Annotated in this window: 31 protein-coding genes; 27 read left to right on the forward strand and 4 right to left on the reverse strand. The window is 53.9% G+C overall.

The features are described from left to right. Positions 1-118 precede the first annotated feature (118 nt). Positions 119-688 (forward strand): sulfite exporter TauE/SafE family protein, encoded by a 570-nt coding sequence (locus tag QT231_RS17595; protein WP_308338137.1) that lies wholly within the window; start codon positions 119-121, stop codon positions 686-688. Between the two features lie 526 nt (positions 689-1214). Continuing rightward, positions 1215-1562: a carboxymuconolactone decarboxylase family protein gene (locus tag QT231_RS17600; protein ID WP_308338138.1), complete on the forward strand. Its 348-nt coding sequence runs from the start codon at positions 1215-1217 to the stop codon at positions 1560-1562. Positions 1563-1768: 206 nt separating this feature from the next. On the opposite strand, the gene QT231_RS17605 is transcribed toward QT231_RS17600, so the two are convergent. Further along, on the reverse strand, positions 1769-1963 hold the full coding sequence (locus QT231_RS17605) for a hypothetical protein (protein WP_308338139.1): 195 nt from the start codon (positions 1961-1963) through the stop codon (positions 1769-1771). Positions 1964-2050: 87 nt separating this feature from the next. After that, positions 2051-2995 carry a 23S rRNA (adenine(1618)-N(6))-methyltransferase RlmF gene (gene rlmF / locus QT231_RS17610; RefSeq protein WP_308338140.1) on the reverse strand — a complete coding sequence of 315 codons (945 nt, stop codon included), beginning with the start codon at positions 2993-2995 and terminating at the stop codon, positions 2051-2053. Positions 2996-3115: 120 nt separating this feature from the next. Here rlmF and QT231_RS17615 point away from each other — a divergent pair, with 120 nt between their 5' ends. From QT231_RS17615 to QT231_RS17690, 16 genes are all read left to right on the forward strand, one after another. Then, positions 3116-3349, forward strand: coding sequence for a nucleotidyltransferase domain-containing protein (locus QT231_RS17615; RefSeq protein WP_308338141.1), 234 nt, complete (start codon positions 3116-3118; stop codon positions 3347-3349). Between the two features lie 111 nt (positions 3350-3460). Continuing rightward, positions 3461-3868: a VOC family protein gene (locus QT231_RS17620; protein ID WP_308338142.1), complete on the forward strand. Its 408-nt coding sequence runs from the start codon at positions 3461-3463 to the stop codon at positions 3866-3868. Between the two features lie 153 nt (positions 3869-4021). Beyond that, the gene (locus QT231_RS17625; protein ID WP_308338143.1) at positions 4022-4768 is read left to right on the forward strand and encodes a thioredoxin family protein; all 747 of its coding nucleotides are present in this window, start codon (positions 4022-4024) and stop codon (positions 4766-4768) included. A gap of 58 nt (positions 4769-4826) precedes the next feature. Then, positions 4827-5459: a LysE family transporter gene (locus QT231_RS17630; protein ID WP_308338144.1), complete on the forward strand. Its 633-nt coding sequence runs from the start codon at positions 4827-4829 to the stop codon at positions 5457-5459. Beyond that, a complete protein-coding gene (locus QT231_RS17635; RefSeq protein WP_308338145.1) occupies positions 5422-5649 on the forward strand; it encodes a DHCW motif cupin fold protein in 228 nt (75 codons plus the stop codon). The genes QT231_RS17630 and QT231_RS17635 overlap by 38 nt, the downstream gene beginning before the upstream one ends. 37 nt (positions 5650-5686) lie before the next feature. Continuing rightward, positions 5687-6310: a SagB/ThcOx family dehydrogenase gene (locus QT231_RS17640; protein WP_308338146.1), complete on the forward strand. Its 624-nt coding sequence runs from the start codon at positions 5687-5689 to the stop codon at positions 6308-6310. 14 nt (positions 6311-6324) lie between these two features. Continuing rightward, the gene (locus tag QT231_RS17645) at positions 6325-6939 is read left to right on the forward strand and encodes a LysE family translocator (protein WP_215094711.1); all 615 of its coding nucleotides are present in this window, start codon (positions 6325-6327) and stop codon (positions 6937-6939) included. Between the two features lie 252 nt (positions 6940-7191). Then, positions 7192-7416 (forward strand): addiction module protein, encoded by a 225-nt coding sequence (locus tag QT231_RS17650; RefSeq protein ID WP_308338147.1) that lies wholly within the window; start codon positions 7192-7194, stop codon positions 7414-7416. After that, positions 7413-7706: a type II toxin-antitoxin system RelE/ParE family toxin gene (locus QT231_RS17655; protein WP_308338148.1), complete on the forward strand. Its 294-nt coding sequence runs from the start codon at positions 7413-7415 to the stop codon at positions 7704-7706. The genes QT231_RS17650 and QT231_RS17655 overlap by 4 nt, the downstream gene beginning before the upstream one ends. Positions 7707-7782: 76 nt before the next feature. Continuing rightward, positions 7783-8211: an arsenic resistance N-acetyltransferase ArsN2 gene (gene arsN2, locus QT231_RS17660; RefSeq protein WP_308338149.1), complete on the forward strand. Its 429-nt coding sequence runs from the start codon at positions 7783-7785 to the stop codon at positions 8209-8211. Positions 8212-8276: 65 nt separating this feature from the next. Next, positions 8277-8510, forward strand: a complete 234-nt coding sequence (locus tag QT231_RS17665) for a hypothetical protein (protein WP_308338150.1) — start codon at positions 8277-8279, stop codon at positions 8508-8510. A gap of 176 nt (positions 8511-8686) precedes the next feature. Then, a complete protein-coding gene (locus QT231_RS17670) occupies positions 8687-9259 on the forward strand; it encodes a nicotinamidase (RefSeq protein ID WP_308338151.1) in 573 nt (190 codons plus the stop codon). Between the two features lie 113 nt (positions 9260-9372). Further along, positions 9373-9921, forward strand: coding sequence for a macro domain-containing protein (locus QT231_RS17675; RefSeq protein WP_308338152.1), 549 nt, complete (start codon positions 9373-9375; stop codon positions 9919-9921). Positions 9922-10040: 119 nt separating this feature from the next. Continuing rightward, on the forward strand, positions 10041-10547 hold the full coding sequence (locus tag QT231_RS17680; protein WP_308338153.1) for a DUF6151 family protein: 507 nt from the start codon (positions 10041-10043) through the stop codon (positions 10545-10547). 140 nt (positions 10548-10687) lie between these two features. Continuing rightward, complete coding sequence (locus QT231_RS17685) at positions 10688-11326, forward strand: SGNH/GDSL hydrolase family protein (RefSeq protein ID WP_308338154.1); 639 nt, start codon at positions 10688-10690, stop codon at positions 11324-11326. A 230-nt stretch (positions 11327-11556) separates the two neighbouring features. Further along, complete coding sequence (locus tag QT231_RS17690) at positions 11557-11976, forward strand: GFA family protein (protein ID WP_308338155.1); 420 nt, start codon at positions 11557-11559, stop codon at positions 11974-11976. A 428-nt stretch (positions 11977-12404) separates the two neighbouring features. Here the strand turns inward: QT231_RS17690 and QT231_RS17695 are convergent, their stop codons facing one another. After that, positions 12405-13439 carry an IS110 family transposase gene (locus QT231_RS17695; protein ID WP_308338156.1) on the reverse strand — a complete coding sequence of 345 codons (1035 nt, stop codon included), beginning with the start codon at positions 13437-13439 and terminating at the stop codon, positions 12405-12407. 329 nt (positions 13440-13768) lie between these two features. Further along, positions 13769-14665, reverse strand: a complete 897-nt coding sequence (locus QT231_RS17700) for a LysR family transcriptional regulator (protein ID WP_308338157.1) — start codon at positions 14663-14665, stop codon at positions 13769-13771. A gap of 174 nt (positions 14666-14839) precedes the next feature. Between QT231_RS17700 and leuC the strand changes: the two genes are divergently transcribed. From leuC to trpA, 9 genes are all read left to right on the forward strand, one after another. Then, positions 14840-16291, forward strand: coding sequence for a 3-isopropylmalate dehydratase large subunit (gene leuC, locus QT231_RS17705; protein ID WP_308338158.1), 1452 nt, complete (start codon positions 14840-14842; stop codon positions 16289-16291). A 3-nt stretch (positions 16292-16294) separates the two neighbouring features. Further along, on the forward strand, positions 16295-16942 hold the full coding sequence (gene leuD, locus QT231_RS17710; RefSeq protein WP_308338159.1) for a 3-isopropylmalate dehydratase small subunit: 648 nt from the start codon (positions 16295-16297) through the stop codon (positions 16940-16942). A gap of 99 nt (positions 16943-17041) precedes the next feature. Continuing rightward, positions 17042-18121, forward strand: coding sequence for a 3-isopropylmalate dehydrogenase (gene leuB / locus QT231_RS17715; protein WP_308338160.1), 1080 nt, complete (start codon positions 17042-17044; stop codon positions 18119-18121). Between the two features lie 131 nt (positions 18122-18252). After that, entirely contained in the window at positions 18253-19365 is a 1113-nt protein-coding gene (gene asd, locus QT231_RS17720; RefSeq protein WP_308338161.1) for an aspartate-semialdehyde dehydrogenase, read from the forward strand. A gap of 182 nt (positions 19366-19547) precedes the next feature. Continuing rightward, complete coding sequence (locus QT231_RS17725) at positions 19548-21593, forward strand: FimV/HubP family polar landmark protein (RefSeq protein ID WP_308338162.1); 2046 nt, start codon at positions 19548-19550, stop codon at positions 21591-21593. A gap of 9 nt (positions 21594-21602) precedes the next feature. Continuing rightward, entirely contained in the window at positions 21603-22541 is a 939-nt protein-coding gene (gene truA, locus QT231_RS17730; RefSeq protein ID WP_308338163.1) for a tRNA pseudouridine(38-40) synthase TruA, read from the forward strand. Next, entirely contained in the window at positions 22538-23176 is a 639-nt protein-coding gene (locus tag QT231_RS17735; RefSeq protein ID WP_308338164.1) for a phosphoribosylanthranilate isomerase, read from the forward strand. Before truA ends, QT231_RS17735 begins: the two co-directional genes overlap by 4 nt. A 189-nt stretch (positions 23177-23365) precedes the next feature. Beyond that, on the forward strand, positions 23366-24553 hold the full coding sequence (gene trpB, locus QT231_RS17740; protein WP_170938529.1) for a tryptophan synthase subunit beta: 1188 nt from the start codon (positions 23366-23368) through the stop codon (positions 24551-24553). An 8-nt stretch (positions 24554-24561) separates the two neighbouring features. Further along, the gene (trpA, locus tag QT231_RS17745) at positions 24562-25365 is read left to right on the forward strand and encodes a tryptophan synthase subunit alpha (protein WP_308338165.1); all 804 of its coding nucleotides are present in this window, start codon (positions 24562-24564) and stop codon (positions 25363-25365) included. Positions 25366-25385 lie beyond the last annotated feature (20 nt).

The raw sequence follows: 25385 nt of genomic DNA on the forward strand, positions 1-25385 counted from the left end.
TCCCGCTTCGGCTTCGCCCAGGAAGCCAATGATCTGTTCTTCACTGAAACGCTTCTTCATGTCCAATCTCCTTATGCATAGGATCGGACTCTAAAGTGTAGCGCTACTCAATAAGGGGGTGACGTCGCAGGCAGGGCACTTTGGGGAGACGGTGCGGCGTTTCTGGCCGATGTTTCTCGCCACCATTCCCGGCCTGCTGATCGGCCTCGCCGTACTGGATCTGATCGATAGCCTGGTCGCCGGCGCGATACTGGGCCTGGTGCTTATCGGCTACGGCGCTTTCACGCTGTTTCGCCCTGGCCAACCGATGTCGGAGAGCCTGGGCCGCAAACTTGCCCCGGTTTCCGGCTTTCTCACCGGTGTGGTGAATGGCATGACAGGATCGCAAGTCATGCCGGTCTTGCCGTTTCTGCTGGCGCTTCAACTCGATCCCAAACGGTTTATCCAGGCGATCAATATCTCCTTTAGCCTTTCGAGCCTGGTTATGGCCGTGGGCCTGGCGAAGCTGGGACTCATGACGGTCGAATCGATTTGGATCTCGCTGCTAGGGCTGATACCCGTCTACGTCGGCACCAAGATCGGCGGTATCGTGCGCCAGCGGATGGATGCCGATACCTTCCGCAAAGTGGTGTTGCTGATGCTGATCGCCTTCGGTGTCGTGCTAGTCAGCAAAACCGCCCTTGCATAGGGCGGGCAGCTCCTTTCGTGGCGGCTGTGGGATCTGAAAGCGGCCGTGGCAGCATCATGGCCGCCGATTCCCGACAAGCTCCCACAGGCGAGCTCTCTCTGTAGCTTGTATCCACGCTTGGGCGAGCAACGGGCATCATCGCCCCCTATGGCCACCATCCTGCCATTATCTCGCTGCAATCTGCCTGAGCTGAATTCGTAAGTGATGGAGCTGGGCACCGGCTTTTTTTCTTTGCCTCAGATGAGGCAGTAATAGATTCTGGCGAGTGGAAAGCTAAGTCCAGAGTGGCGAGCTAGACGGAATAGAATTGATACAGACACTCGTAAGTTGATGGTGGTGCTTCTCCGTGATCTTGGCTATGTTGATACGGTTCTAACCAAAGATGACTTTTTGAAACGATTCATCACTGATTGGCACACATACCAGCTGGTTCCTGTCACTGATGAAAAAAGGGCATAACCAAGCCATTTAATTCGCTCCTTTCGGTCGCAGGACGCTCCTTCCTCGCGCTGTTTATGGAGGGCGTATGAGCCTAAAGAAAAAGGGGAACGAAATGAATGGTAATGAAAACTTGGTGAGCAATGCTTATCAGATATTTGTGCAGGAAGCGCCGGAGCATGCTCAAGCATGGATGATAGCAGTCCAGAGCTTGGGCAATGCCTGTGCTTTAGACAAGAAAACAGAGAGCCTTGCTTACTTAGCCGTATTGTCTGTTAAAGGCCTTGATAGTGGTGTTCAATTTCATGTGAAGGTTGCGAAGGAGGCGGGCGCATCTAGAGAAGAAATAATCAGTGCAATACTCGTTGGCCTGCCAGCAGCAGGCAACATAGTTATACGCTCGCTGCCTGTCGCCCTTCAAGCCTATGACAGCTAGAGCCCACTATGAAAAAACCGAACGCAGAGTGGCATCGAAACCATAGGATGCCTAAAAACCCTACCTTAGAGGAAAGAATCGAGTGGCACTTGGAGCATTTTAAAAACTGTTCCTGTCGCCCCATTCCGCAAAACCTTGAGGAAGAAATGAAAAGAAGAGGAATGATCGTATAACGAGCAAAAGCAGTCGGGCGTATAAACGAGCCGTTATTTTGAGCGCTGAGGCTGTAGAAAAAAGCCACTGACGGCTAAGTTTGGCAGGTTCGAGAAAACATACTCGGAGTGATCAGCATGCCGCGCTTCAAGCCCTATAACCACGATCAATACGCCATGGTGATAATTGACTACCAAGACCCGCTTTAGCCAGGTGCCTTTCATGTAGCGGGCTATCTGATCGAGCACTGACAGTTCTCCATCCTGAGGGATGTGCTTACAGCGGAATAATGTCACGGTAGATTTCGCATAATCATGCATCACCTCGGCAGCGGCTCAGATGAATGTCCAGGCCAATATCCGCGTGATCTTATTTCCCTGCTTCATCTCTATTTCCCGTATATCAACTGCCCCGAGCTTGCGAATCAGCTTCTTGGCAGGCTTAACATTGTCAGCTTTTGAAACCAGGCTGCTAAACCAGCGGCATTGAGTTGAATACGCTTGGCTTTCTCTTATTAGCTTTTTAAGAAACAGCTGTTCGCCCCCCTTACACCAAAGCTCGGCCCCCAGCCCGCCAAAATTCAGCGTAGGCGATTTGGTTTTTGCTTTTTGTTCACCGCGACTACGCGCAAGGTTATTGAGCTTAAGCTGACTACTTTTAAGGGCTTCATCGGGCGAGGCATGGAAGGGCGGGTTGCATACGCTGACGTCAAAGAACTCCCCAGCTTGAATGATCCCTTCAAATATGTGGTTCTTATCGTGTTGCGTGCGCAGTGTGAAGCGATCTTTGAGTGTGGGGTTGTGGTTAATAATCGTGGTGACGTTCTCAAGCGACTGAGTGTTAATGTCACTACCGACACACTGCCAGCCGTAAATCTGGCAGGCCAGTAGCGGGTAGATTCCATTGGCACCAGTCCCTATATCGAGCAGCTTGATGCTGGGCTGTTTATTTCCAAGCCCAAACTCCAATAAATCCGCCATGTGATGAATATAGTCGGCCCTGCCTGGGATGGGAGGGCAAAGCGCGCCCTCTGGAATATCCCAATCGACAATGTTGTAGTATCGGTTTAATAACGCGGCGTTGAGCGTTATTACTGCCAGTTGATCTGCGAAATCGATGGAAAGTTCACCATGAGCGTTCGGTTTCACATGGGAGGCTAGCGCTGGGTGGCTTTTTACGAGAGCTGGGAAGTCATAGCCTTGGTTGTGAAGATTCTTTGGGTGCAGGCCTTTGCGAACAGGCTTGGCTCGGCTATTTTCACTTCTATGGTGGTTGTACACAGTAATAGGCTCGAGGCTTGGCGTTGATGTCGAGGGGGCTTAGACCGTGATTATAACCTTAAATGGTTGTGTTGAGCTTACTCGGTAGTTAGAGGATGGCGAGAGGAACTCCCTGAGCATATGGTAAACCCAGAGATACCAGATGAAGCAAGGCAGGCACAGTCAGTCGTTGAAAATGTGTTTGGTGAGGCGGTCGTCGGCATTTATCTCTTCGGCTCTTCTGTCGTTGGTGGTTTAAAGCGCGACAGCGATGTAGATATTTTGGCTGCAGCTTCTATCCCGCCTACTTTGATACAAAGGAAGACCCCAGTTGCTCAATTGATGAGCGTATCCGGCGCGATTGGTAATTCATAAGCCTAATAGTATGCGGCCGATGTCAGCCAGACGCCCTTTGTCTGTGGCTTCGCCTCCATTACAAGGGCGCTAAACTCAGCGTTATGTGTACCAATTGGAACGGAGGCACCAATGAAGTCCATTACGACATCGCTAATGTTTGTTGGAGAACAAGCCGGGAAGGCCGAAGAGGCAATCAAGTTCTATACCTCACTGTTCCCTGGTTCAGAAATCATCGATATTCAGCGCTACCAAGCGGGTGAGAATGAGCCGGAGGGTTCTACCAAGATGGCACGCTTTACGATAAACGGTACTGAGTTTCTGGCGCTAGATAGCCACCTTGATCATCAATTTACTTTCACGCCATCGATGTCATTGTGTGTGGAGTGTGAATCTAAACGTGAAATTGAAAAGGCTTTTCATGGCCTGGCTGAGGGTGGCGCCGAGCTAATGCCTTTGAATAACTACGGTTTCAGTGAGCAGTTTGGATGGTTAAAGGATAAGTATGGCGTTTCTTGGCAGCTCAACCTGTCGAACTAAGGCCTCGATGCATCAATACTTCACCAAGCGCATCGTCATTAATTGCGCCGGTGTTGTCGATTTTGATCAGTGGCGAACGACTACTCTATGCAAAACGCATTATTCCGGTGCTGCAAGCCGGAGCAACGCTGAATCCACGCGAGGAAGTCCGTCATGAGCCAAATTGAATCACCGAGAGTAGTGTCCAAAGAGGAATGGTTTCAGGCACGCAAAGCCCACCTAAAGAACGAGAAGGCGCTCACCCGCATGCGCGATCTGGTCGCCTGTGAGCGGCGCGAGCTGCCATGGGTGAGGGTGGAGAAGGAATACATCTTCGACACACTGGAAGGGAAGAGGACGCTTGCTGAGCTATTCGGCACAAACAGTCAACTGGTCGTTCATCATTTTATGTTCGGCCCTGACTGGAGTGAAGGCTGCCCGAGCTGTTCGTTGGAGGCAGATCATGCCGAGGGCGCCATCGTCCATCTTGCCAATCACGATGTCAGTTACGTCCGAGTATCCCGCGCCCCGCTGGAGAAGCTGGAAACCTATCGTAGGCGCATGGACTGGACAGCCCGGTGGGTGTCTTCTCTTTGCAGCGATTTTAATTTCGACTTTCAGGTCTCTTTCGACCGGGAAGACCTGGAGGCTGTTCGGCTCTACTACAATTACCAAGCGATTGAGGATCCGAAATACTTCAGTGAAGAACTGCCCGGTCTTAGCGTTTTCTACAAGGATGAAAGCGGGGCAGTGTTCCACACCTACTCTAGCTACGCCCGTGGCAATGAGGAGGTCATTGGCGCCTTCGTTTATCTCGACATCACGCCGAAGGGCCGCAACGAGAAGGAAATCATGGACTGGGTTCGGCGCCACGATGAGTACGATGCGAGTCCGGTAGAAGCGGTCTGTAACACCTGCTGATTGCCGCTCGTCGCCGCTAGCTCCATACCAAGGGGTTGTAGTAATAGGAGGAAAGTGGATGGGCATTGAGCTTATTGGCTTCATCGCAGTCGTATTGCTGGCATACCTTATTCCTGGTCCAGATTTTCTGCTAGTCAGTCGATATGCGGTACAGCATCGTCGACTTGGTTTAGCCGCTGCACTGGGTGCTCAAAGCGGGCTCTGTATACACATGTTGATGGCTGCTCTGGGCCTTTCGGCCATTGCGGCCCGCTCCGCTGAGCTGTTTATACTGATTCGTTGGGCAGGCGCGGCTTACTTGATCTGGATGGGGCTAGCAGTTCTGTACTGCAGACGTAGCCAGCACCTTAGTGCACAGGCAGACGCACGAGAAAACATCAAGATCACTAGCCGCAGCCGTGCTTTTGCCAATGGCTTTTTGTGCAATTTGCTCAACCCCAAGGCGATCATCTTTTTCCTTAGTGTCTTACCCCAGTTCATCGATCCGATGGTCGGTGCAGCTCGGCAAATTTTGATACTCGGTGTGCTTGATGTACTGATTGGTGTCGCATGGTGGTGGGGCATCGTCTTACTTATGGAGCGTGTAGCGGGGGCATTACGCAGACCGCGCATTCGGCAGTGGTGGGATTGGGGTACTGGCAGTTTGATGATCGGTGCTGGCGCTCTCTTGGCGCGCAATAGTCCGAGTTAGTAGTGTCTTATCAGATCATTGGTGTGCTAGAAGGCACATATTACTCTGCCTAGAAGGTGAGCTTCATACTGAGCAAGATGATGGTGGTTGCTTTGTCCTCACGCCTAGTTCGAACTATCAAGTCGCTGATAATATCGAATTCCATCGTTCTTCGACGGAGCAGGGAGCTAAGTTGTTCATCGTCGATTAGCATCACATAATCACTGTTATACATAGGGAGTAAACGCATGGTCTTCAACTTACCTGCTCCAGAACAGCACGACTCCAAGTCATTGGTTGGCAGTATTGCGGCTCGGCGCAGCGTAAGGGAGTACACGAATGCCCCGTTATCAATCGATGTTTTGTCTCAATTGCTTTGGTCGGCCCAGGGCGTAACAGGGCCGGATAAGAGAAGAGCAACGCCATCGGCTGGTGGGTTATATCCGCTGCACCTGAAAATTTTGGTGCAGCGGGTATCGGAACTGGAACCCGGTATCTATGAGTATCAGACTGATAGCCATTCGTTAAACCTAACGGGGAACCGTGTTTCGGAAGGGGCAGTGCAAGAGCTAGGGATTGGCGATCAACCATGGTTGAAAGAAGCGGCTCTCGTCATCGGGGTTACCGCGAAACTTGACGATGCGGTTCGGCACTTTGAATCTCAGCCACCCCAGGGAGAGCGTGGCGCTCGCTATGTCTATATGGAAACGGGGGCTCTAGCTCAAAATGTCCATCTTCAGAGTACTGCTCTCGAAGTTGGTTGTGTTCTAGTAGCAGGGTTCGATGATACAAGGGTGAAGGAAGCATTGAGATTGCCTCCAGACTTGGAACCTACTGCACTGCTGTGCATCGGGCAGCGACATGCCCCATAGAGGAGTCGTCTTTCATGTTCTCTGCTGAATTCTTGCTTACCTCATTGGTTGTCGTACTTATCCCAGGTACAGGTGTTATCTTTACCGTTTCCATTGGCTTAATGCATGGGCGCCTGGCAAGTCTCTATGCTGCCATCGGTTGCACACTTGGTATTGTGCCCCACCTGCTGGCCACTGTTCTGGGCCTGGCGGCCATCATGCATACGAGCGCGATAGCATTTCAGGTGCTCAAGTATGCGGGTGTTGTGTATCTTCTTTACCTTGCCGTCGTTACTTGGCGTGATCGAAGCGCTTTCTCTGTTCATGAGGTGAGGCGAAAGGGCGATGCCGTTTCGCTTATGAGTAAGGCGTTCCTGCTGAATATCCTTAACCCCAAGCTGACCATTTTCTTCTTAGCCTTCTTGCCGCAGTTCGTTGCAACTGACACCCAGTCATCGTTAGGACAATTGCTCGGACTGAGCGCTATTTTCATGGCGATGACTTTTGTTGTCTTCATCATCTACGGGCAGCTTGCCCATGCATTTAGAGCAACTGTCATTGACTCACCAAAGGTTCAGAATTGGTTGCGCAGAAGCTTCGCGGCAGCATTCGCGGGTCTAGGCGTACAGCTCGCTTTGACTGAGCGGTAGATCCTAACAATTCATTTAAACCCACACCGCAAAGCGGTGCGGCTTAATTCAGCGCTATTAATGGAGGCCCTTAAGGTTGCTGCCAAGGGAGGCAAAGCAGCGACCGTCGTTCAGTGCTATCTAGCCGACTGGCGATTAGCTGCGCTTCGTCGCAGCGGCTTACATAGGGCGTTAAAGCGTAAAAGCAAATACATGGCAGTCGCTACCCAACCGTGCCAAAATTCACGGATAAACGAACGAGAGGTTTCGCCCATGAGTCTCCAAAAAATTGAAGACGAGGCGCTCCACCTGCCAAAAGAGGAGCGAGCTCAGTTGATCCAGCGATTGGTCTTGAGTCTTGAATCTCCGACAGAGGAAGAGCTGAAATCCGACTGGTTGTTTGAGGCTCGCAGGAGAGCAGAAGAACTTGATAATGGGTCGGTGCAAGCTGTGCCTGGTGACGACGTTATGAGGAAGGCTCGAGCACTGATCAAATGAACTATTTTTTTCACCCGGCAGCGGAAGCCGAGTTTCTGGAATCAGTCGGTTACTACGAGTCGAAAGTTCCAGGGTTGGGTGGTGCCTTTATAGAGGAATTTGAGGCCCTGGCCGTATTGATTGACGAGTCGCCAGAAGTTTGGCAAGTCCAGCTTGAGCCAGACATTCGCAGGGCTCCCCTTCATCGATTTCCACTATCCATCGTCTATCGAGAGCAACCAGGAGGTTTTCAGGTTCTTGCTGTTGCACATGACCGGCGCCGCCCGTATTACTGGCTGACTAGGCTTTAACAAGGGCGTATTAATTATCGAGAAGAGATTTACCATTGGCTTTTCTACGGTTTCGTTAGCGTTTGGGGAGGTTTGCATGGAACAAGTCGCTTATAGCCAAGAAGTCATTGATCTCTTGGTTGCTTGTGACCTGCCAGTTTCTGATTTGCGGGATGATAGTGACGTTTACTTCTTCGGCTTCCATCATGAAAGCGAGCTTTGGGGTGTCATAGGGGTAGAGGTGTGCGGTGATTTCGGTCTTCTTCGCTCGCTTGCGATTTCTGCAGCCCATAGAAGCAATCGTCTTGGACAAAAACTTGTAGCATTTTCTGAAGAGTGGGCAGCGCGCTCTCATTTAAAGGCGCTGTATCTTCTTACCACCACGGCGGATGGTTTTTTTGAGAGGTTGGGCTATGAGGTGCTAGATCGTTCAGATGCTCCAAAAGCCATCACTCAGACTCCCCAATTTGCTGGACTCTGCCCGGCGTCAGCGGTTTTCATGGGTAAAGCGCTAGGCGCTAACTAAGCATTTTGCCAGAAAAACCGATGTCTGCGGCGTTATACAGAAATAGTTTATAAAGGAGAATTTCAATGCTTAAAGGGAGGTTGAAGCAGCTAGGTCGTATATTTTCGGTTATCAGTGCTGCCGGGTTTTCAATCGTATTATTGCTAAACGTCGTTGCCATTTTTATGTTTGGAAAGCCCGAAGCTATTTATTTCTCCCCGGGGTGGTGGTTCCAGTGGTTTCCTGCTTATATCGCATGGTTCCCATTCCTGATGTTGGCTATCGTTTTTCGTACCCATGATAACTCTCGTGTTGATTGAGTTTTGACATCACAAATACTGGCGCGGGGACGCCCTCTTTCCATTGCACCTTTAGCTTCATTTCAATGGCGCGCAAGCCGCAAGCACTAGGCGCTGTTGTTGCATAGTGAGCAACATGCTGGCGTAATGAAGATTGTTTCGTCTCCGCTTGCCTTGGATTAACTAAGGAGGCATTTATGCATACAGCGGAAACACTTTGCTCACAAGATGCAGTAATCGCCGTGGATGTGCAGAACGATTTTTGCCCCGGCGGGGCGCTGGGCATTGAAGGTGGCGATGCGGTGGTGCCTGTGCTCAACGATTGGTTGGCTAAGGCCGCTCGGCAGGGCGCTCTTGTTATTGCTTCCAGGGACTGGCACCCGGTGGCGCACTGCTCCTTTGAGAGCCAAGGTGGCCCCTGGCCAGAGCACTGCCTTCAGGACACCGAAGGTGCCGCCTTTCACCCGGGGCTGCAATTGCCACCGGACACTGTGCGAGTGAGCAAGGGCACAGCATTCGACCGCGATGCTTACTCCGCCTTCGACGGCACTGGTCTTCAGGGCTTTCTTGAGAGTCGAGGGATCAAGCGCGTTTGGATTGGTGGGCTGGCCTGCGATGTCTGCGTTAAGGCTACCGTGCTAGACGCCTGTAAATTCGGCTTTGAAACCCACTTGATCGCCGATGCCACTCGCGCAGTGAACCCGGAGCAATTGAGCGCCGTGATGAACGAAATGCGTGAAGCCGGGGCGGTTATCGAAGACAACGCATGAACGATAGGTTGAACGAAGGTGCTCTGTTCAGTCAGCATTTCCAGTATTAGCCGTAGTAAAGGAAGCTTTCATTAGCGAGCGTCAGCTATGCGTCGTAATAGATGGGGGAGTTTATGAGCAATCAGAGCAGAATCCGCGTGGAGTGCGTGGTGGGCGATATTGCCCAGCAGTCCGATGTGGATGCAGTGGTTAATGCTGCCAATGCACAATTGCGAACCGGTGGCGGCGTCGCTGGGGCGCTTCATCGCGCTGCCGGGCCTGGCTTAGCGGAAGAGGGGCGGCCTATGGCACCCATCGCTCCGGGCCAAGCGGTACTCACTGGCGGCCATAATTTGCCCAATCGTTGGGTGATTCACTGCCTGGGCCCGGTATATGGCGTCGATAAGCCGGAGGATCAACTACTGGCTGACTGTTATCGCAATGCGCTGAAGTTAGCCGATGAGCACGGCATTGAGCGGCTGGCCTTCCCGGCACTCTCTACTGGTGCTTTCGGTTACCCAGCGGAAGAAGCTGCTCAAGTGTGCGCGGCTACCCTGGAAACCATACTGCCGACCTTGCACAAAGTGCGCCTGATCCGTTTTGTACTATTCAACGAAGCGGCTGGGCAGACTCTCCAAGAAGCATTGGCTCAACGCTTAACCATTGACCCTTTAGAATTCTAGCTTCGGTATGTTTTTGGGCGAGATTTGCATAGCAGTGCGCAGTGGCCGGATTACTTGTCAGCAGGCGCTTTATTGCCGCAGGGGAGCCTAGACGATAGTGCCCACATGGAGATAATCGCATGCCGATTGATACATTTTTAGTCGAGTGTTCATGTGGCCAAGTTGCCGTTGAGCTTGTGGGAGCGCCAATTTATTGCACTGTGTGCCATTGTGATGATTGTCAATTTGCGGCAGATGAGCTTGCAAAACTTTTGCCGCCGGAGCCCGTCATGGATCAATTCCTGGGAACCCCCTATGTGCTTCATCGTAATGATCGATACGCTGTAGTGCGCGGTCAGGAGCATCTCCATCCTTATAAATTTCGTGTTAAATCACCAACGAGTCGTATAGTGGCAGCGTGCTGCAATTCCCCTCTTTTTGTTACGTTCGAAAATTCGCAGCACTGGATCTCGTTGTATCGCCAACGATTTGTAGGCGAAACACCGGCTCTTCAGTCACGTATTGCAACCAAGTTTCTCAAGGATCCCAGTTCTCTTCCAACTGATCCACCTGCCTATAAGTCATTTCCTTTGAAGCTGGTCTTTCGCCTACTTGTCAGTAGGCTTCAGATGATTATTGGCCGGTGATTATTCTACCCGATCAGATACGGGTAGCTTGGGGATCGAATATGTGCTGGTGGGCCTCATCGCATGTCAGGTTGGTGTCAAGATCCGGGCCAGCATTAATCATACAAACAAAGCCTGTGAACTAAGCCACGGGGGAAGCCATGCATCAGATTCTTGTTTACGCAGACTCATTAAGCTGGGGCATTATCCCGGATACCCGTAGTCGGTTAGATTTCGAACACCGTTGGCCAGGAGTGTTGGAAAAGGAACTGCTTGAAGCGGGCATTTCTGTAAGGATTATCGAGGATTGCCTGAACGGACGTCGAACCGTGTGGGATGACCCTTACAAACCAGGACGCAACGGATTGGAGGGGTTAGAGCAGCGCATAGAGATCAATTCGCCGTTGTCGCTGGTAGTTATGCTATTAGGCACTAACGACTTTCAATCTATGCATCATTTCAATGCTTGGCAATCAGCGCAGGGGTTAAAGACACTGGTTAGCGCCATTCGACGTGCTCCCATTGAGCCGGGCATGCCAGTGCCTCCGGTCATGCTCGTTGCTCCTCCCGAAATTCAAAAAGCGAAAGGCAATATAGCGCCAAAGTTTGAAGGAGCCGAGGGAAAAGCGGTGGGATTATCTGCAGCCATTGAAGCAGTCGCCGAAGAGTGCGAATGCTACTTTTTCGATGCGGGACTGGTGACACCCACTAGCCGGATTGATGGCGTTCATTTGGACGAAGATCAGCACTATGCCCTTGGTACGGCTTTGGCCAAAATAATTCATCCGCTGGTGTCGTAATGTTGCGGAATCCTCAATCTAGGCATGATGGCGGGGTTTCGTTGCCACTGGGCCCTGGTGAGAAAGCTAAGCGTGCTGTTATCTACCCCCCTTGATCCAAAATATACCCGCCCATAGCGGAAAGCCCTCATAGATTAAAGGGGGCCAATAGTGCGAGGGCAATTTTGAGCTATCTTGGCTTTTAAGGGTTAAATACGATTTAAGTGTAATAACAACTGATGGAGACAAGCATGGCATCTACCACACAACTTCAGGGGGCTTGCCTGTGCGGTATAGTCAGCGTCACCGTTACCACCCAAAGCAACCATGTCGGTGTTTGCCACTGTTCGATGTGTAGAAAGTGGGGTGGTGGCCCGTTGTTTGCGGTTGAGTTTGCCGGTGATGTGGACTTTAAAGGCTCAGAGCATATAGCCACCTTCAGTTCTTCTGAGTGGGCTGAGCGTGGTTTCTGCCAGCAGTGTGGCACCCACCTCTTCTATCGCTTAAAGCAGGATGGACATTACGCGCTTCCCGTTGGGCTTCTTGATGGTGCGGATGATTGGATAATAACCGAGCAAATATTTATCGATCAAAAGCCGCGCTTCTATTCACTAGCAGAAAAAACCAAGCAATTGACCGGCGAAGAAGTGTTCGCCCAGTTTGGTAAATAGAGGGGCAGTTCAGGAGGCGTCGGAACGACGCTCAGTGGCATACACCAACTCCGGCACCGCTGCGCGCTGCTTCCGCGGGTGCGCCTGAGGCTTACCACGCGCTACGAAGACCCAACGATCCAGCTTCGAGCACAAACCGTAGCGCGTATATGGACTCCTCCTCGTCTGCAAGCACAAAAGGTCATAGCGGCACGGTCGACTGCTAGCGTATATCCGGTCTCGTTAATGATGCTTACAGTGTAGGCATCGGATCTTAATGGGCTATTCGCACGTCGGGTACCCTCAGCGTAAACGAGCTTTATTGCTCTACGCGCTACACGGTATGGCCCGACGTCGGTTCGACCTGTTCGCCATCTCTCTTGTGGTGGTGCAGTCGGGGCGGTAGGAACACCGGTTAATGGTTGAACATTGAGGGTCGCATCACCTGCTTAAGCGGCAGCGGCCAACTCAGGGTTATACGGCACCTCGTAACGTGTCACGGCCCACGCCATACGTGCTGTTTTATTGGCAAGTGCCACGATCGCCACGTTGCGATGTTTTCGCATGGCAAGGTGTTTGATCCACTGGCTGAGCCCATCGTCTTGCTTCACCGCATAACGCAGGACAGCGCGGGCGCCATGTACCAGCAGCTTTCGTAAGTAACTATTACCACGTTTACTGATGCCCAACAGGCGCTCTCGCCCGCCCGTGCTATGTGGACGCGGGGTCAGCCCTAACGAGGCAGCAAAGTCGCGTCCACGCTTGTAAATAGCGCCGTCCCCCAGCACACCCGATAAGGCACTGGCGGTGATGGGGCCAATGCCGCGGAGGGTCATCAAGCGCTTGGCAACTGGGTCTGTATTAGCATGCGTTTCAATGGCAGACGTTAACTGCGCAACGCGATCATCTAAATAACGTAGGTCATCCGCTAAGTCGGCCAGTAGGTGGCGAAAGCGGTCACTGAGCCCGTTGGTGGCATCCTCCAACCAAAGAGGCAGCGCCCGCCGTAACTGCTGAAGACCGGTGGGGGCAATAAAGCCATACTCACCGACGAGGCCACGGATTTGATTGGCCTTCGCTGTGCGCTGGCTAATCAGCTCTTCACGGATCCGGTGGGTGGCTTGGCTGTCTTGTTGATCAACGGTTTTGACGGCCACGAAGCGCATCGTGGGGCGGCCTAATGCTTCACAAATCGCTTCGGCATCTGCCCGATCATTTTTATTCGTTTTAACGTAAGGCTTCACGAATTGGGCCGCTATGAGTTTCACGTGGTAGCCACGCGCTTGCAGTTCTCGCGCCCAATAATGCGCCGATGCACATGCCTCCATGCCGATGGTAGCGCCTTGAGGAACGCGCCGACAGACAGCCTCCAGCCACTTGGCCCGGGTATATTTACCCCGCCATTGAGGCTTCTCATGCCGGTCAACGCCATGTACGTGAAAGACAGACTTTGCGATATCCACACCAACTCGGCTAATGTTCATATGGGCTTCTCCTGACTCTCAAGCTGATAGTTCTAACCACCTACCAGTATGGCGCACTGACGCCGGAGTAGGGTGAGGAGGAGTCCATCCCATTGGGTAACGAGAAAGCGAGCTCAGCGAGCGTTTTGAGGCACCCGCGGGAGGCGTCGGAACGACGCCCAGTGCCACCTAAGCCAAACCCCGGCACCGCTGCACGCTGCTTCCGCGAGTGCGCTTCGCTTACCACGTGCTACAAAAACCATCGATCCCGCTTCGCGCACATACCGTGTGTGGTAACGAGAAAACGAGTTCTACGAGTGTTTAGAGGCCCCCACGGGAGCACATGAGGTTTATTTGATAACACTCTCTCCCCGCGTATTTTCCAACTCTTCAATCATCCTGCGTGCCGCATTCGACAGCGTTCGGTTGGTATGTACTAGGTACCCCAGCGGGCGGTAAATAGGCGGGGTGGCGACTTTTAACTCTGCCAGTTCGCTGTCGATCATTTTTTCCGGCAGCAGACTCCAGCCTAACCCTACGCTGCACATCATCTTTAGCGTTTCTAAATAGTTGGTCGCCATGCTAACCGGCAGTTGCAGGCCCGCTTCGCTAAAACGCTGCGCAATAAGTGACCCTGTAAAGGTCTTCGCCCCCGGCATCACGCAGTTGTATTCGCATAGATCGGTCAATGACAGCTCATTTTGAGAAGCCTGATGGGTAAGAGGATGATCGATAGCGCAGGCAAAGCAGAGTCGGTCACGCCATAATTCTACCACCTGTAGTTGTTCATGGGGGTGGGGGGCGAGCGTCACCACGGCCATTTCCAGGGTGCCATCCAGCACGCCCTGGTAAGCCTGCTCTGAATCCAGAAAGTGCAGATCTAGCGTGACTTCCGGGTGGCGTTGGGTGTACTGCTTTAATAGCGGCGGTAAGCGGTGTAGGCCAATATGGTGGCTAGTGGCAAGGGTCAACTTGCCGCCTACCTGGCCGGAAAGGTTGGCCAGCGCTCGGCGGCTATCCTCAACGGTCAATAGAATGCGCCGCGCTTGGGGGAGCAGCACGTTACCGGCTTCGGTTAACGCAATACGCCGACCAATACGATCAAACAGCTGTGTACCCACCTGGGACTCCAGCGTGGCAATGCGTTTGCTCACCGCGGGCTGGGTAAGGTAAAGCTGTTCCGCTGCGCGGGAGAAACTTTGCGTATCCGCCACTGCCAAAAAGGCTTGCAGGCTTTGGGTATCCATTCACGTGTTCCTAAGCATGCCGTTCCCCGCCAAGTATTCCTGTATGGAATCTAAACTATGAATAACATGAATTGCTTTTATGCGCGAGTCGCGTGACACTTGCTCTACAAGCAATTTAAGCAGCCCATAGAGGCGGCCATACCGAACTAGCAGGGCACTGCCCAGGAGAGTCCCATGTCAGGCCAAACGCTTTACGACAAACTTTGGAATCAACACTTGGTGAAGCAGCGTGATGACGGCACCGCGTTGATCTACATTGACCGCCAGTTGCTCCACGAAGTGACTTCCCCTCAGGCGTTTGAAGGCCTGCGTTTAGCCAATCGTAAGCCGTGGCGTTTGGATGCCAACTTGGCTACGCCCGACCACAACGTGCCAACAACGATTAAAGAGCGCGCTGAGGGCAACAGCGGTATTAAAGACCCAGTGTCGTTGATTCAGGTGCAGACGCTGGACGATAACTGCCTGGAATACGGTATCGAAGAGTTCAAGATCAACGACCCTCGCCAGGGGATCGTTCATGTGGTTGGCCCGGAGCAGGGTGCAACGCTGCCGGGCATGACGGTGGTCTGCGGCGACTCCCACACCGCCACCCACGGCGCCTTTGGTGCCTTGGCCCACGGTATCGGCACTTCTGAAGTCGAGCACGTGATGGCGACCCAGTGCTTGCTGGCGCAAAAAATGAAAAATATGCAGGTGCGCGTGGAAGGCGAGTTGGGCCTGGGCGTGACTGCGAAAGACGTAGTGCTGGCGATTATTGGCAAAATTGGTACCGCTGGTGGCACTGGTTACGCCATTGAGTTTGCCGGTAGTGCCATTGCCTCGCTATCTATGGAAGGGCGCATGACCGTGTGCAACATGGCCATTGAGGCGGGCGCACGGGTCGGTTTGATCGCCGTGGACGACACCACCATTGATTACTTAGCCAAGCGTCCTTTCGCGCCCACGGCAGAGCAGTGGGAAGCCGCCGTAGCGGATTGGCGCAATCTGGTCTCTGACGACGATGCAGAGTTCGATAAGGTCGTTACCCTGAAGGCGGAAGAGATCGAGCCGCAGGTGAGCTGGGGTACCAGCCCGGAAATGGTCACCGGTATTTCCGGCCAAGTACCTGACCCGCAGGCTGCGATGGATGAAACCGTGCAGCGCAGCCACACCCGCGCACTGGAATACATGGGCCTTCAGCCCAACCAGAAAATCACCGATATCAAGTTGGATAAGATCTTTATCGGTTCCTGCACCAACTCGCGTATCGAAGACCTGCGTGAAGCCGCCAAGGTGGCCAAAGGCAAAAAAGTGGCTGACTCCATCAAGCTGGCCATGGTAGTGCCGGGTTCAGGCTTGGTGAAACGCCAAGCGGAGGCTGAAGGCTTGGATAAAATCTTTATCGATGCCGGTTTCGAGTGGCGCGAGCCGGGCTGCTCCATGTGTTTGGCCATGAACGCGGACAAATTGGGTGCCGGTGAACACTGCGCATCTACCTCTAACCGCAATTTTGAAGGTCGCCAGGGCTACGGTGGCCGTACGCACTTGGTCAGCCCTGCCATGGCAGCGGCAGCGGCAATTGCCGGTCACTTTGTCGATGTTCGCAGTTTGCCTGCCAACGACGCTACACACGCTCAGGAGGCCTAAGCCATGAAAAAATTTGAACGCTTTGAAGGCGTGGTTGCGCCCCTTGATCGCGCCAACGTCGATACCGATTTGATTATCCCGAAGCAGTTTTTGAAGTCGATCAAGCGCACTGGTTTTGGCGTTAATCTGTTTGACGAACTGCGCTATTTAGATGAGGGGCAGCCAGGGCAAGACTGCTCGCAGCGTCCGCTTAATCCTGATTTCGTCTTGAATCAGCCGCGTTTTAAAGGCGCTGAAGTGCTTCTTGCTCGGCGCAACTTTGGCTGCGGTAGCTCGCGTGAGCACGCACCCTGGGCGCTGGAAGATTTCGGTTTTAAGGTGGTAATTGCGCCCAGCTTTGCGGATATTTTCTACAACAACTCGTTCAAGAACGGTATTTTGCTGATCACCTTCCCAGAAGACGTAGTCGATCGGCTGTTTGCCGAAGTGGAGGCCAACGAAGGCTACCAGTTGGATGTGGATCTGGAGAACCAGCGCGTAGTCACCCCTAGCGGCGAGATTTTAGAGTTTGAAGTGGATGAGTTCCGCAAGCACTGCCTGCTGGAAGGGCTGGACGATATCGGCCTGACGCTAAAAGACGAAGACGCTATTCGTGCCTTTGAGCAGAAACATAAAGCTGCGCGCCCCTGGTTGTTCCGACAGTCTGCCTAAAGAGATTTCAGTTTTTACAGTCAGTTTGATAGCGCATTGCAACCCCATTGCAATGCGCCAAGCGGCCAAAGTCGCTCTATAACACGTTAAGGATTCAGCATGACGCATAAGGTTTTATTGCTGCCGGGTGACGGTATTGGCCCCGAGATTGCCGCTCAAGCGGCACGTTTGTTGAGGGCGTGCCAGGAAGCGGGCTTGGATATTGAGGTCGAAGAAGGGTTAGTGGGTGGCTCTGCCTACGATGTTCATGGCGAGCCGCTGCCCGCGGAAACTCTGGAAAAAGCCAAAGCCGCCAGCGCTATTTTATTGGGTGCGGTGGGTGGCCCCAAGTGGGATAAGATTGAAGACCTCGCCAAGCGCCCGGAAAAAGGCCTGCTGGGGCTGCGCAAAAACCTGGGTCTGTTCGGTAATTTGCGCCCGGCTATGCTCTACCCGCAGTTGGCCAGTGCCTCCAGTCTGAAACCTGAGCTGGTAGCGGGTTTGGATATCATGATCGTCCGCGAACTCACTGGCGGCATCTACTTCGGTCAGCCCCGAGGCATTGAAGAGCGCAACGGCGAGCGAGTGGGTTTTAACACCTATATCTACTCCGAGAGCGAGATTGAGCGCATCGGCCGTGTTGCCTTTGAAATGGCCCAAAAGCGCGGTAAGAAGCTCTGCTCGGTAGATAAAGCCAACGTATTGGAAGTGACCATTTTGTGGCGTGAAGTGATGGAGCGTTTGGCGCCGGAGTACCCGGATGTCGAGCTTTCCCACATGTATGTGGATAACGCTGCCATGCAGCTGGTGCGCGCGCCCAAGCAGTTTGATGTGATGGTGACCGGCAATATGTTTGGCGATATTCTTTCCGATGCCGCTGCGATGCTTACCGGCTCCATTGGTATGCTGCCTTCTGCATCATTAAACGAAAGCGGGCAGGGCATGTACGAGCCATGCCACGGCAGCGCTCCGGATATCGCCGGTCAAAACGTGGCTAATCCGCTGGCGATGATGCTTTCGGTGGCCATGATGCTACGCTACTCGCTGAATGAGAATGCCATGGCGGAGCGAATTGAAGCCGCTGTGGGCAGTGTGCTGAATGACGGCCTGCGCACCGCTGATATTGCATCAGAGGGCATGCAAACCATCGGCACCGATGCCATGGGCGATGCCGTGTTAGCGGCGTTTTCAAAGCAGTGAGAGAAGTCGTCGGGCTACCCCGGCGACCTTGTTTACTCTTTCGTTATCATGGAGCCGCTCTGGGCGGTTTCAAAATCACCGTAAAGAAGTGTGTATAATACAGGGACTCATTCTTTGCAGGAGGACTTCATATGTTGAAAGTCGGTTTCGTGGGATGGCGCGGTATGGTGGGCTCAGTGCTCATGCAGCGCATGCAGGAAGATGGTGATTTTAACGGCATTGAGCCGGTATTCTTCACCACCTCCCAGGTTGGTCAGCCCGGCCCCGACATCGGTGTAGACGTGCCTCCGCTGAAAGACGCCTTTGATATCGAAGCGCTCAAAGCGCTGGATGTTGTCGTCACCTGTCAGGGCGGTGATTACACCAAGCCGGTTTATAAGGATCTGCGCAGCGCAGGCTGGAAGGGCTACTGGATCGACGCCGCCAGTACCCTGCGTATGGAAGATGAAGCGACCATCGTGCTGGATCCCGTCAACCGCAAGGTCATTGACGATCAGCTAGCCAAAGGCGCTAAAACCTTTGTAGGCGGCAACTGCACCGTAAGCCTGATGTTGATGGGTTTGGGCGGTCTGTTTGAAGCCGATATGGTCGAATGGATGACTTCCATGACCTATCAAGCGGCTTCTGGCTCTGGCGCCAAGCACATGCGCGAGCTGCTCAATCAAATGGGCCAGCTGCGCGATAGCGTGGGCGAAGAGTTAAAAGACCCATCCAGCGCGATTCTGGATATCGATCGCAAAGTAACGGCAGCCATGCGCAGCGGTGACTTCCCGACCGATAACTTTGCCGCGCCGCTGGCGGGTAGCTTGCTTCCGTGGATCGATACCAAGCTGGATAATGGACAGAGCCGCGAGGAGTGGAAGGGCAGCGTTGAGACCAACAAGATTCTTGGCCTCGACAACAACCCGATCCCCATCGATGGTCTGTGCGTGCGTATCGGCGCGATGCGTTCGCACAGCCAGGCATTCACGATCAAGCTCAAGCACGATGTGCCGCTGGATGAGATCGAAGATCGCATCGCCAAGCACAACGAGTGGGTCAAGCTGATTCCTAACGATAAAGACGCCACCATCGCTGGCCTAACGCCTGCGGCTGCTACTGGCACGCTGCAAGTGCCGGTTGGCCGTCTGCGTAAGCTGCGAATGGGCGGTGAATATCTTTCGGCGTTTAGCGTGGGTGACCAACTGCTGTGGGGTGCCGCAGAGCCACTGAAGCGGATGCTGAAGATTCTGCGCGAACAGTAATTACTGATTGTTGTACCCCCGTCGAAAACGGGAAGCTGTTCGCAGCTTCCCGTTTTTTTTATGCAGCCAGTCATCACGGTAGTGGGAATAATGGCGCTATTTCGTTAAGTTATGATAAAAGCGATGTAATACGATAATCTGATATAAGCCGTTAAAAGTAGGTAGGCGATCAGGGAACCTGCATGAAAAAAATACTGACATGGATGACATGGCTCTCGCTGAGCGCTGTGAGTCCTATTGCACTGGCCATTGGCTTGGGGCAGGCGAGTGTCAGCTCGTACTTGAATGCGCCGTTAGATGCCTCTATCCCTCTGATTGAAAGCAGTGATTACGCCCTCGACGACATTCGTGTCAGCGTTGCCGACCCCTCTGATTTCGCCACAGCAGGCCTTGAGTGGACGCCGTTAGCTGCCAGTGTTCGTACTCAGGTGGTGGAGCAGCAGGGCCAGCGACAAGTGCGGTTAAGTTCTGATCAAGCAATGCAGGAGCCCTGGCTTGATTTGCTGTTAACAGTCGAATTTCCAGGCGGGGAACAGTTTCGCGATATCACGCTGCTGTTTGACCCCCAGGGCTATTCTCAACAGGGTCAGAGACAAACCGCTAGTGCTTCAGCGGTTGCCACCCCGGTTGCTGAAGCGAGGCATGCGGCGTCCCCTGGCGCCCACGGCAATGCCAGTAGCGCTTATATTGGCAGTGGCGATACGCTATGGAGCGTTGCCGAGCGCATTAAGCCCGGCGAAGTAAGCGTTCAGCAGATGATGGTTGCGCTGCTGGAGGCCAACCCTGAAGTCTTTCCTTCAGGCAATATAAATGACATGCGTGCAGGCCAAACGCTACGCATACCGGATGCTGAGCGCGTTCTGGCTCGCTCTCATGATGATGCTGACGTTGCCATCAAGGCGATGAACGAAGCCTGGCGGTTACGCCGTAATGGCTCATTGCAGGCTGTGTCGCTCCCAGAGCTTGAACCTGCGTCTGTTGCGGACACTTCAATAGCCCCCGCTCAAACGCTACACGCTAATGCACGCACCCGCTCTAATAGTGCGCTTGCCGCTGGTGGTTCGGAAACGGTCGTGAAGGATTCGAGGGTGCTTGAGGAAGATGAGCCAGGAACAGACGGGTCTGAACCAATGGATCAATCCACGGTTGAAGCCGTTACCGACGCGCCTGAAGCATTAACCCGTATGGAGCTCACCGAGCAACTACGCCTCAGCCAAGTGACACTTCAGCAGGTGCTCGAAGAGCGTGAATTGATGCGCGCAGAGCTTAACCAGCTACGTGGCGAAGTCGCCTCATTGACTCAGGCGCTAGGCAATACCCTAACTGCCCAAGAGCAGACCGACCAAGAGCAATCCTCTGCGCCACTTATTGCCAGCATGGACGAGATGAATAGCCCGGGAGTAGCTGCTTTAATCGAGCGCTACCAGTGGCCGTTGGCGCTGGGTGCCATCGTACTGTTGGTTGGGCTGTTGGTATGGCTACGTAAGCGCCGTGAGGAGACCTGGGAAGAGATTCCGCTTGCAGAGCCAGTGGTGAAACCAACGGTTTCGCCCCGCACAGCGCCTAAGGCACCGCCAATGCCAGAGGCTGTTTCTGTTACGTACCCAGGGCCACCCCATAGTGGTGACGTTGATGAGCCGCACAACGACAGCGGCCAATCAACAACGTCTCAAAGCGAGTCCGAGCCTGAGCCAGGAAGGCCAGATACAGAGAAGCCAGAGCCGACCCAAGATTACCCACTTCGCTATGATAAAAGTCAGGCATCGGGACTGGCTGAACAGGGGCGCCCGCGGCGGCTGGGGCTTACAGCCGTTCCCGCTGAGCGCGCTGAGAGTGTTTCATTGGCGCCGCCGCAGAATCCCGTGCCAGTGAGCCAGTTGCTGGCTTCTCTTGAGGCCGGCTTGCCTGCGTCTGATCCGGTGACTGATGCTGATGGGCAGCAAGCCGATAAGTCTGCTGAAGTAACTGAGGATCCAGGTCATCGTTTTATCGACTACCACCCGCCGGTCTTAAATAGCGCTTCAAATAGCTTTACAGAGAGTCAGGATGGCTTGCAAAGCGAAACGCCAATGCAGCCCACGGTAGAGTTCTCTAGTGAGCCGCAAATAGCGCCGCTGCCACCGGCTAAACAGTCGCGACGGCCGATTGAGGAGGAGTGGGAAATTGAAGAGGTAGCATTCAAGCCGCGAGGGCTGGATAATAGCGATCCTTCAAAATCTCCAACATGATGTGGCTTGATGACGCTGTTCTATCACTTCGATGAGAAAATTCCGCTTACCGGCCGCTTGGCAATGGGTATCGAGTACGACGGTACCCGCTACTGCGGTTTTCAGCGCTTAAACCACGCCGCATCTGTTCAGGCATCGCTAGAAGATGCGCTGTCCAAGGTGGCCAACGAGCCCATCCAGGTGAGTGCCAGTGGGCGTACCGATTCTGGGGTGCACGCGACGCGCCAGATTGTGCATTTTGACCCGCCGGTGGGGCGCTCCGAAAAAGCCTGGATCTTTGGTGCTAATACCCATTTGCCCCGCGACGTTGCCGTGCGCTGGGTGAAGCCAGTGGGCGATGACTTCCATTCACGCCTGTGCGCTTTGGGGCGCCGCTACCGCTACGTGCTGTTGAATCAGATAAGCCGTCCGGTGTTGGAGCGGGCCAATGTGACCTGGTGCCGCGACCCGTTAGACGCCGATGCCATGCACCGCGCTGCCCAGGCGCTGGTAGGGGAGCACGATTTTTCGAGCTTCCGCGCGGCAGGTTGTCAATCCAAAACTCCCTGGCGGCACATGCACTTTGTGGATGTAAAGCGCTACGGCCAGCTGGTGATGATCGATATTCAAGGCAATGCGTTCTTGCACCACATGATTCGCAACATTGCCGGGGCGCTGGTAAGTGTCGGACGCGGTGCCCAGGATGAAGCTTATATTGGTGAACTTTTAGCGCTTAAAAACCGTCGCAAAGGTGACGTTACGGCGCCCGCCTGCGGGCTGCACTTTGTCGATTCGGTTTACGATGAGCGCTTTGACCTGCCAAAAGAGCCGCTGGGGCCCCATCTGCTCTCGTTTACCGGTGAATGGACGGGAGAGCGTGAACTTCCTGATACGCCACGGGTGGCCTATCGGCGCAATCGCTCGCTGCGTAATCCATCAGCTACCCCTGAACAAGAGGCGTCGTCATGAGGTCTGCTCCGTTAGCCCGCACACGAATCAAGTTCTGTGGCTTTACCCGTGGTGAGGATATTGACCGAGCCGTGGCGCTGGGCGTGGACGCTTTGGGTTTCGTAATGTGGCCTAAAAGTGCGCGTAGCGTGAGTGTAGAACAGCTGGCCGCGCTGTCTGCCCGGGTGCCTGCGTTTGTGACCCGGGTGGGGCTATTCGTTGACCAGCCTGCAGAGCTTATTGAGCAGTGCTTGCCCTATCTTGATATGCTTCAGTTTCATGGCAATGAAACGCCTGATGAGTGCCAGCGCTTTGGGTTACCCTGGATGAAAGCGCTGCGTATGCGCGATGAGATAGACCTAGCGCATGAGGCGGAGCGCTATCATCACGCCCAGGCGCTGTTGCTAGACGCTTATCGCCCCGGAACGCCGGGGGGCACGGGGGAGACCTTTGATTGGTCGAGAATCCCCGCAAATCTTGCAAAACCTGTTATCCTCGCCGGTGGGTTGAGTGCTGATAACATTGCTGACGCTGTGCGTCAGGTAGAGCCTTATGCAGTGGATGTGTCGGGCGGTATTGAAGCCTCCCATGGCTGTAAAGATGTCGACAAGATGGCGTCTTTCGTTAGCCAAGTGGCGTTAGCCGACGCCCGTTAGCGTTCGCCGCATACGTTTATGTGGGCCCGGTTTGTGTGTAATTTATACGTACTGCTTATGGGTATTTTATCGAGCTACGTGTTACGTCGATTCATTTTTTGTTTGCCTGTTCTGGCGATCTTGTGAGGTATCCCTGTGACTGTTTCTGCGACGCCTGCACCCAAAACCAAGTTCAGTGATCTGACTCGAATGCCGGATGCCCGCGGTCATTTTGGCCCTTATGGCGGTCGGTTTGTGTCAGAGACCCTGAGCTTTGCGTTGGAAGAGTTAGAGAAAACCTACTTGAGCCTGCGTGATGACCCTGATTTCCAGGCCGAGTTTGACTACGATCTTGCCCACTACGTGGGGCGCCCGTCACCGCTGTACCACGCCAAGCGTTGGTCGGCGAGTCTTGGCGGTGCACAGATTTGGTTGAAGCGCGAAGACCTTAATCATACCGGCGCTCACAAGGTCAACAACACCATCGGCCAGGCACTGCTGGCTAAAAAAACCGGCAAGCCGCGCATTATCGCTGAAACTGGAGCGGGCCAGCATGGCGTTGCCTCGGCGACTGTGGCCGCTCGCTTAGGGCTTGAGTGCGACGTTTATATGGGCGCTGAAGACGTCCAGCGCCAAAAGCTGAACGTCTATCGTATGCGCTTGCTGGGCGCGCGGGTGATTCCGGTGGAGTCCGGTACTCGCACGCTTAAAGACGCCATGAACGAAGCCCTGCGCGACTGGGTCACCAACGTCGATAACACCTTCTATATCATCGGTACCGTGGCGGGCCCGCACCCTTATCCGCTGCTGGTGCGCGATTTCAACGCCGTGGTGGGGCGTGAAGCGCGCCGCCAGTCGTTGGAGCAGATCGGCCGCCTGCCCGATGCGCTAATTGCCTGCGTTGGCGGTGGCTCTAACGCCCTTGGCCTTTTCTACCCGTTTGTGGAAGATGACGGCGTTGCTATGTACGGCGTAGAGGCGGGGGGCGATGGTGTTGAAACCGGCCGCCATGCAGCGCCGCTGGCATCCAATGCACCGCGTGGCGTGCTCCACGGTAACCGCACCTACTTAATGTCTGATGAAGCCGGGCAGGTGTCTGATACCCACTCTATTTCAGCCGGACTGGATTATCCGGGCGTGGGCCCCGAGCACGCGCTGTGGAAAGACGTGGGGCGGGTCTCCTATGTGGCGGCTAATGACAAAGAAGTGCTGGAAGCGTTTCGCGAGCTGACCCATATGGAAGGTATTATGCCCGCCCTTGAGTCAGCCCATGCGCTGGCCCATGCCAAGGTATTGGCCCCTACCATGCGTCCTGACCAGCATATCGTGGTTAACCTTTCCGGGCGTGGCGACAAAGACATCATGACAGTTGCTAAGATTGATGGCATCGAATTTTAAGGGCGAGCATGAACCGTATTGATCAGCGTTTCAGTGAACTTAAACAGCAGGGTCGCAAGGCCCTGATCCCTTATATCACCGCAGGGGATCCAGCGCCGCAGTACACCGTGGGCTTTATGCATGCCCTGGTGGAAGCGGGCGCCGATGTGATTGAACTAGGCGTGCCTTTTTCCGACCCCATGGCCGATGGCCCGGTGATTCAAAAAGCCTGTGAACGTGCCTTAAAGCAGGGTACACGGCTGGTTGACCTTATTCAGATGGTCAAAGAGTTTCGCCAAACCGATACCACAACGCCGGTTGTGCTCATGGGGTATTTGAATCCCATTGAGCGGATTGGCTACGAAAATTTTGCCGATCAAGCCGCCAGCGTGGGCGTTGACGGTGTACTGATTGTGGATATGCCGCCTGAAGAGGCCGAAGAGATCGGGCCACTGCTGAAATCGCGGGATTTAGCCGCGATTTTTCTCGTTGCGCCTACCACTTCTCATCAGCGTGCCGCTACAATATGCGCCCATGGTGAAGGCTACCTCTACTACGTTTCGCTGAAAGGCGTGACGGGAGCCGCCACTCTGAACGCAGACGATGTGGCCGAGCACTTGGCGCCGCTGCGGGGAATGACCGATTTACCACTATGTGTTGGTTTCGGCATCCGTGATGGTGTGACGGCCGCTGAAGTAGCTAAAGTCGCCGATGGTGTGATTGTAGGTAGCGCTCTGGTTAACCGTATCGCCGAAAGCGTCGATGCGCCGGAAACCATTGCGGGCCAGTTGAAAAGTGTATTAGCAGAGATGCGTACGGCGATGGATGCCTAAGGCTATACGCCTTATCGCCT

Origin of the sequence: Halomonas sp. SpR1 (genome assembly GCF_031010175.1) — a bacterium.
Lineage (GTDB): Bacteria > Pseudomonadota > Gammaproteobacteria > Pseudomonadales > Halomonadaceae > Vreelandella.